Annotated in this window: 6 protein-coding genes and 2 pseudogenes; 6 read left to right on the top strand and 2 right to left on the bottom strand. The window is 34.6% G+C overall.

Translation table 11 applies throughout. The annotated features are described in order from the left end of the window. Positions 1 to 580 (bottom strand): annotated as a pseudogene (locus APF76_18400) (hypothetical protein). A gap of 407 nt (positions 581 to 987) precedes the next feature. On the opposite strand from APF76_18400, the gene APF76_18395 reads away from it, so the two are divergent. From APF76_18395 to APF76_18370, 6 genes are all read left to right on the top strand, one after another. Then, positions 988 to 1,518, top strand: a complete 531-nt coding sequence (locus tag APF76_18395) for a hypothetical protein (protein ID KUO53660.1) — start codon at positions 988 to 990, stop codon at positions 1,516 to 1,518. A 346-nt stretch (positions 1,519 to 1,864) separates the two neighbouring features. After that, positions 1,865 to 3,649 carry a hypothetical protein gene (locus APF76_18390; protein KUO53659.1) on the top strand — a complete coding sequence of 595 codons (1,785 nt, stop codon included), beginning with the start codon at positions 1,865 to 1,867 and terminating at the stop codon, positions 3,647 to 3,649. A 384-nt stretch (positions 3,650 to 4,033) separates the two neighbouring features. Then, positions 4,034 to 4,264: a hypothetical protein gene (locus tag APF76_18385; GenBank protein KUO53658.1), complete on the top strand. Its 231-nt coding sequence runs from the start codon at positions 4,034 to 4,036 to the stop codon at positions 4,262 to 4,264. Positions 4,265 to 4,636: 372 nt separating this feature from the next. Next, complete coding sequence (locus APF76_18380) at positions 4,637 to 6,100, top strand: hypothetical protein (GenBank protein ID KUO53657.1); 1,464 nt, start codon at positions 4,637 to 4,639, stop codon at positions 6,098 to 6,100. A gap of 331 nt (positions 6,101 to 6,431) precedes the next feature. Beyond that, positions 6,432 to 6,863 carry a glyoxalase gene (locus APF76_18375; GenBank protein KUO53656.1) on the top strand — a complete coding sequence of 144 codons (432 nt, stop codon included), beginning with the start codon at positions 6,432 to 6,434 and terminating at the stop codon, positions 6,861 to 6,863. A 381-nt stretch (positions 6,864 to 7,244) separates the two neighbouring features. Beyond that, a complete protein-coding gene (locus APF76_18370; GenBank protein KUO53655.1) occupies positions 7,245 to 7,913 on the top strand; it encodes a hypothetical protein in 669 nt (222 codons plus the stop codon). A gap of 237 nt (positions 7,914 to 8,150) precedes the next feature. Here the strand turns inward: APF76_18370 and APF76_18365 are convergent. Then, positions 8,151 to 8,565, bottom strand: a pseudogene (locus APF76_18365) (hypothetical protein).

Genomic DNA, 8,565 nt, shown 5'->3' with positions numbered 1-8,565 from the left:
AGTTAAGAAAATCTTACGCTCTTTATTACCCTTACCCATTACAGTTAGAACATCATTACTTACCTGGTCAACATTCAAACTGGCTAGTTCAGACAGTTGCAATGCACAGTTAAGAAAAATAGTAAGGATGCAGTGGTCTCTTGGTGACTTTTTACTTACAATAAGAAGACGTACCGACTCTTCTAGAGTTAAGTATTTAGGTATACGTCTTGGCAACTTTGGAGTTTCAAGTTCTTCTGCAATATTGATATCAATAAGATGAGCCTTAGTTCTAAGATATTTCCAAAACTGCCTTATAGAAACTATCTTTCTAGCCCTTGTTCCTGCGGAAGCTTTTAACTCAGTTTGACAATGTGAAATAAAATTGTACATGTCATTAAGTGGGATGGACTTGATAAAATCAATATCAAATTGAAAAATTTTGGTTATTAATGGGGATACCCCTGGAGTTTAAAACAAAGTAGAAGAACATAAGCAAATCTGTACGGTATTCTTTTATGGTATTGTCAGCACGGCCTTTAATAACAACCAAGTAGTTAAGATACTGTTCAACTATCAGACAAGTGGTGTTTGATTGCATACAATCACTCCTTATCAGTAGTATTTACAAGTTGCTTGGTAAATATTAGAAAATGTCTATAATGCGAAGCTGGTGCAGCATCAGATGGTTTAATAGTGGTTCCAAGATGGGTAAGTGACATCCCAAAGAAATAGGGATTTTTTTATTTTCAGGTGTAACAAAAAGGTCACTTTTGGTACTAATAATTAAGGGGTTATAAGGTAGTAAGTCAGTTAATGAAGAGCTTTTCTGGAAAGCGATATGTAAGGACGGAAAATAGATGCAATAAATAGAGATACCATGATATTTGTAGAGAACTACTTAAGGACGCATAGATGTAAAATACGAAGTGAATATTCTAAATGATATATCACATTCGTAGAATTATGTGAAGTAAAGAGAATTTATATTTTAGGAGATGAAGTATTGTGAAAAGATTTAAGAATTCATTTATTATGATTAGTTTATTATTAATATTATTAGTTTTAGCATCTTGCCAAAATAGGATGATACAAGAGCCAGTAATCAAAGTTTCATATGATTCTAATGAATTAAAGGTGATTCATTATTTTGATAGATATAATAAAGAGAAAGAAGATATTGAAGAAGGGATAAAAGATTTTATGGTTGGTAAAAGATTTATTGATTTGCCAATAATTGATTTTGGAGAAAAAATTGAAATTGAAGCCCTGAATTTTGAAACAACTGAATTTGAAGTTTATGATTATATAGTAGATGAAAGAGGGAATATTGTTTCAGATTATAGTGTAGAACCATTTGCAATAACTTTAGTTGATAACGGGAATGCAGAAGTTGTATTTGAGAAAAGGGAAGACTTGGGAAAATATTATGATAATATGGTAGAAGGCAAATCCATACATTGCTTATTAATCAGAAGTAAAATTAATAAGTCTTCTTTCGCATTCGGAACACTTGTATTAGGTGTTAACAAAGAGTAATCATTTTTAGCAGATTAACTTTATATCTTACATACTCGCCGAACCTGACAGAGAACGAGAGAATTTGATTAAAAACAGGATTGACTACTGGCATACTAAGAGGCCATATCTTGGGATTAGAAAGCCTCGTAGAAAGTTACGGTATGAAGAGCGGATTAAGGTCGTCCGTAAATTGATTAAACGCTATATGGAAAGATGATATGGTGGCAATAGTGCGAGAAAGTATAGAGCAAATGAAATAATTTAAATTTACCTAAGCTTATCAACCTAATGATACAGGATAAGGATATTTATATTTTACTATCTTTCCTGTGAGAAAAAAGACTTTGATTTTGGGGGTTTTAAATTGAAAAAGATAATGTTAATTACTCTAGTTTGGTTGTTTGTGATAACTGCTGTTCCAGTACTGGCAGCAGATATTAATGACTATAATCAAGACTTAGATTTAAACACATTTCAGGGCAGCGTTATCATGTCATTAAACAGCAGTAAAGCTTTTGTTAATGGGGTAGAGATGTCGGGTAAAGAACCAATTTTGGAGAATGGCAGAACTTTGGTGCCCCTGCGGTTTCTTGCAGAAAATCTGCAGGCAAAAGTTGACTGGCAGCCATCCAAAAAAGTAGTACAGATAACTGATGGGGATAAAAAGATATTATTGACGATCGGCAGTAAAGATATGTTGGTTACCGGTAAAAAAGTTAAAATTGATGTTCCGGCAACACTCAGAAGAGGAACTACGTATTTGCCCATTCGTGCCATAGGGGATGTTTTAGGTAAAACGACGGAGTTCAAAAATGACAGCAAGTTAATCATGGTCAGCAATCAGCAAATGACTCTGACTACGACCGCTCTAAATACCTTAAAGGCGGCATTTGATGAAAATTATCAAGTGCTTTATGGGGATACCTGGGTGATGATTGCTGAGAAAAATAATAGATTGTACGGCTGGGATTTGAATAACCGGGATGATTTTTGGGACTTGGGTGATAGTTTTTCTGCCCAACGGCTGAAAGAAGGGAAAACACTTTATTTATCATTCCATGTTGGGGATAACACCATGGGCTCCGACCAGATATTTGCCATCTATCCCGATAAAAAAGTGAAGTTTATTTATTCTACGGACCTATTCAGTATGAAAGAAAAAGACGGCTACCTATATATGTTGGTTGAAAATAATTATTGGGGCTTGATAAATGATTGCTTTGAATCTATGCAAAAATTCAGCGGCAACCTAATCAGAGTAAGTATTGATGAAGCCATTACGTACCACGAAAGGGCAAATCATGATGTTCCTTTTAAGGCGGAACAATTAGGTGAACCAGGTTATTTTTATGGCATACATCCAATCGTCGGCAAGTATTACGATACCGGGAAAACAATTGTTCAGGGCTTAAAAACGGATTACAGCGGCTATATGTTTGACTGGGAGATAAAAAATGATGCCATTTATGCCGTTGGGGTTGATTTTACTTCCGATCAAGCGGACAAAACCTTTGGTCAATATAAAATACCTTTTATCGGCAGAAGTCATGAAAAAATCTCCGGGCCGGATGATACTCCAGTACAATTAAGTGAAATTTTGGCTCGAGGGCTGGCCGATACAGACAGCGGTTTAAAAGATATTGAAAATGGGATCATCATTGAACGCAGCTTTTTCGACCTGAACCAGGACGGGAGGATGGACGAAATGTATATGATCGCCAGCCCATTGGGAGTCAACAATTATTTTACTGCGCCGGCATATTTGCTTTACGCCACTTCTCCCGGTGAAAAATTCCACAGTATTAAGCTGGATTTTCCTCCTATTGACCTAACGTGGGAAAATATAAAAATTCGTTATGGTGATATCAATGGTGATAAAAGGTCGGAAATATTCTATTCGGTGGATTATCCTCAGCCGGAACATGTGGAAAGATGGCCTCATATGCTACTGTATCGCCCTGAAACCGGAAAGTTCTCCGACCTGAACATTGCGCAGGAATACGATTTCCTCATCCGGGAATGGGGCATTGAAAAGGATAATGAAGACGTGAAACTTTGGCTGGATATTAAAAAGGGAATCTATGATGATCAGGGTATGCGCCGTTATTTTCGTCTATATCAGGATAAGTTGATCAAGCAGGAAAATTAAGACAGAATAATGAGTTCAGATGTGAATCATTTGAATACCAAATAATTTTTGACATCCTCATGGGAGGCGGACAGCGTCTAACAAGGCGTTTCACGGCTCCGGCTAACGCCTCCGGCCTAACTTTTAGCTGTCATGCCTTTTGCATTTGGGATGGATATGGCGGTTAGTAAAAGCCACGCCAGCTAAAAGTTCATGAATCGCCAGGACGGTTAAGTAATATAAACTTCAAATTTAGCCTAATGCGTGCTTGAGAAGAGGCAATTACTGTTATGGATATGACATCTCAGATGGTAAATACGAAGTGAATACTCTAGATGATATATCACATTTGTAGAATAGTATGCAACATTAAGAAAGGGATATTATAAGAGGGGGGCATAATTTATGGAGTTTTTAATGGCGTTATTTATTTTTCCATTGGTATCATTTTTATTTGGAATAATTGGTCAAATGCTAATAAAAAAAATATATATAGTTGTTGGAATAACCTTTTTAGGATGGTTAATTGCTACTTTTACAATATTTAATGAAAGTTTTCTAATATGGGTATTCATTTATTCATTATTATCTTTGATAGGGTCTGCAATAGTTTATTTCCTTCAAAAGTCTAAGTAAGACGCATTTTTCTTACAAGTGAGAAGAAGTAAATAAATGCCCATGCTTCGCATCATCTACAAAGTAAATATCAAAAATTCTATTGGTGAAGGGTGCTCTACGCACTCCTTTTATTTTGCTTTGCTAACATATTTCCAAAATGTTGCAGGAAATGTAAATTTTATGGAGAAAATGTCCAAATATAACAGTACTGATAGTGTCTATTAGGTGAAGTTGAAAAGATAAGTGCTATTCACGAATTACGTTAAATTAATACACCATAATATGAGATATTAGCGTCATCACAGTAAAAGATTTTAGGGGAAATTGACTGTATATAGGTGCGTCCATCTGGGGCGCACTATAATACTGCATTATCAAAGGGGTGGAAATATGAGGCTATCTGAAGCTTTTAGCCTTTATGAGAGTTCCATTGAGACAACTACTGCACATGAGCATGGCGGTAAAATTAAAAAATATATTACCTTCGTAGGAGATGTTAATATCTCTAATGAAAGAGCATTTAGCTATGAAAATTTAAGAAACTTCATTTTTGACGGAACACAAAAAGCACTAGGAAAGTATAGTGCCATAAAGAGTTTCTATGAATTTACTAAAGTACAAATTGAGCATCAGTCAAAGAATACGGTCAATTTCCCTATTTATAGGAATGATGTAAGAGCTTTTGATTCAGAAAATAATAATTCAGACGAAAGTGATGTTAAAGAGAAAGGTGCAGTTTATTTAGAAAAGAAATTTGATTTTAAGCAGTTCTTTGAGGATTTTTACTATGAGCACTTAAAGAACGAAACAGCTGTAAAAACTATAAAAGCGGCTATCTCATTAGGGTTAACAGCTGGGTATGATAGTGGAGAAATGTTTTTTACAAGAAAACCACCGAGTTTTACCCTTAATGATATTGAGTTAATTGATAATGGTGTCAGAGTTAGAAATTTCAACAATGCATCAATGGTTGAATGGATTACAGTAATCGGAGACTTTGCAAAATATATTATTGAGTATTATGAGTTAAGAAAGAGTTATATATCTCTTCCAGAGAGGGAAAAGAATATATTTTTTATTCAGATTTATGATACTTATAAACTTGAATTTGATAATGCTATCCAAGATAGAAAACCTTATACAGTTCAACTCTTAGTTTTATATTTTCTAAAGTATATCTCAAAGGCAATTAACTTAGAAAGAGAACTGAATGTAAAGGATTTAAAATCTAATATGGTATTACATTCACTATATAAATCCCAAGGAGCTAGTTTACACCAAATCATTAGAACTTTTGGCTACCCTCCATTTGTTCAAAATGCTTTTGAAAAATACTGTAGTGATAGCTTGGACAATGGTCTGTATATTCTTTTTGAGGACAGCCATTTTTTTCATTCATCTCCACTAGAGAAGGAGGATAATACCTTAGATGCAGAGTCTAGTGGAGAGACTAGAGCTAAACAATATTTAGTTAACAAGCAAGTTAGAGATAGCAATGCAGTTAAAATACTTAAAACTGAATATGATAATATATGCCAAATATGTGGAGAACCGTTAGTTCCTATTGAAGGATTATCATATTCAGAAGCTTGTCATATTCACCCTTTGTCAGAGGGCGGGAGTGATGATAAAACAAATATGTTAATTCTTTGTCCAAATCATCATACTATTTTTGATTTAGGAGTTATTACGATTAGTCCTGAAGATTTAAAAACAATTATACATGCAGATAATAATCACCATTCAAATATTGCTACATTAAAGATAATAAAGCACCAAATATCATCTACAAATGTTAGATATCATTACAGTAATATTTTTTTACCATTGTTAAGAAGCTTGGAGAGAAACTGAAACTTTCTTTTATATGTTTATTTGTTCTCCTGAGGCGTAGCCATCTATGGCTGCTAGGCAACCAACTTCGCCTAACAACACGAGCTTTCCCGTAAAGGTGCGCCAAGGTTGGTTTTTGGGATTGCCGCACCACATTTCTTTGTTGGGTGGCAAAAGGCACCATAAGGAGCATTACTTAAGGGTTAAGCTACGTAGCAGATGCTAAACGTTAAGTAATTATAAGTTTCCCATTTGGCTAATACCGGGAATCTGAACAAACACAAGTGAGTATTTCTTATTGTTTATATAACACGCACGCAGACAAACAGGAATTTATAGGGAGGCATTGCTAATGAATAAGATTACCTGCATTTGTTTAGGCGTAAGAAGTATGGAAAAATCCATTAAGTTTTACAGAGATGATTTAGGGTTTGTTACTGAGGAAAAAGCAGATAACCCTAAAGTGGTTTTCTTCAATACGCCGGGCACAAAGTTTGAACTCTATCCATTGGACCTATTAGCGGAAGATATTAGTCAAGAAAACCCACCGAAAATAGAGCACGGTTTCGCCGGTATTACTTTGGCATATAATGTTGAACATAAAGAAGATGTTGAAAAAGTGATTGAATTGGCCAGAAAAGCCGGAGCTAAAATCGTCAAAGAGCCACAGGATGTTTTTTGGGGCGGATATCATGCGTATTTTGCTGATTTAGATGGCTATTATTGGGAAGTAGCTTGGGGGCCCGATTTTAAGTTTGATGATAACGGTATGCTAATCTTTTAGCATGAGCGTTATAGGTTGAATTAAGTGTGTCGGGCGGACAAATACCAATTTGTCGTGCAGAGTATGAGCATAATGGGTGTTTAAAAAATGACAATTTAAGCTCGCATTATCCATATATCCTTCAGGCTAATAATGCGGCGCTTGAGAAGAGGCAATTACTGTTATGGATATGACATCTCAGATGGTTAATACGACGTTGGATACAAACTTTTTGAAAAGAGTAATCAGGAAGGAATTGGATGTAAAGCTGTCCAATTATTTTAAAGAGAATTTGGGAGTGGAGTGTTTAGGAACGTCACAAAGCTTATTAACGAAGGATTGTCGCTCACATGTTAGGGCATTGCCGAACTTGTGAAGCTCTTCTTGGAGGAAGGTATTATTTTGCTAAAGGTATTTTTAAAAGGCTTAACAACAGGATTAATTCTACAAATAGCAATTGGACCTATATTTTTCTATCTTGTCAATATTACCCTACAAAAAACTTTAATGGATGGATTATTTGCTGTTTTTGCTGTAACAATTGTCGATTACCTATACATATCACTAGCAATAGCTGGTGTAGGCAAATTTTTAGAGAAAGAAAAAACCAAAAAAATATTAGGACTGGTTAGTTCTGTTATCCTAATATTATTTGGATTTTATATGGCAATAAGTACAGCAAATATGATTAATACTGAGTTAACAATGATTAGCCAATCACAAACCATTTTTACAAGTTTTATTTCCGCATTTATATTAACCATATCTAGTCCGTTAACAATCGTTTTTTGGACTGGAGTATTTGCAGCCAAATCAATTGAGTATTCTTTTAATAAAAAAGAATTATTAGTTTTTGGTTTATCTGCAGGTTTAGCGACACTTCTATTTCTAGGTTCATCTATACTGGTGCTTACGGTTTTTAAAACATCCATTCCATTAATAATTGTTCGAGTTGCTAATTTAGTAGTAGGCTTAGTTTTAATAATCTATGGAATAATTAGAGCAATAAAGATTTCAAGAATGACAGGTGCCAGCATAATCTCAACACCTGAAAAGAATGAATGTGGTTAGATTACGGCGGAAATTCTCGATACGTTATTCTCTTTCGTATGGGAAAGAATTTTGTCTACTTAACATTTTCTATAAGATACGTACAAAGTAAAATCAAATCATTATTTTTTGTGGAGTGCATATCCTTAGGCACTCCTTTTAACTTATTTCCATAATGTAGCAGTAAATGTAAATTCTATGGAGAAATTGTCTAAAAAATACTTTATTAACAACTGTCAAATAGATTAAGTTTCATTTTCAATTAAACATCATAGCTAGGGGATTTGAGTTAACTGCCGACTGTAATTGGTGTTCATCTATATGGGTGTAAATTTCTGTAGTTGCAATATTTTCATGTCCTAATATTTTTTGAAGAGCACGAATGTCAACCTTGCCGTATTTATACATAAGTGTAGCTGCCGTATGTCTTAGCTTGTGGGCAGAAATCTCTCCGGATCCAATTCAGATGCAATAACATACTTTTTAATAATGTCTTGTATAGCCCTGGTAGTAATACGATTGTTGTTTCTAGAAATAAAAAGAGCTTTAGTTCCTAAATGAATAGTACACCTTATTTGAAGCCAAGCATTAATGGCCTTTTTAGCAGCAGGAGTTAAGAAAATCTTACGCTCTTTATTACCCTTACCCATTACAGTTAGAACATCATTACTTA

Source organism: Desulfitibacter sp. BRH_c19, assembly GCA_001515945.1.
Classification (GTDB): domain Bacteria; phylum Bacillota; class DSM-16504; order Desulfitibacterales; family Desulfitibacteraceae; genus Desulfitibacter.
Note: the sequence above shows the minus strand (reverse complement) of the source record. Positions and strands in the feature narration are given on the sequence as shown.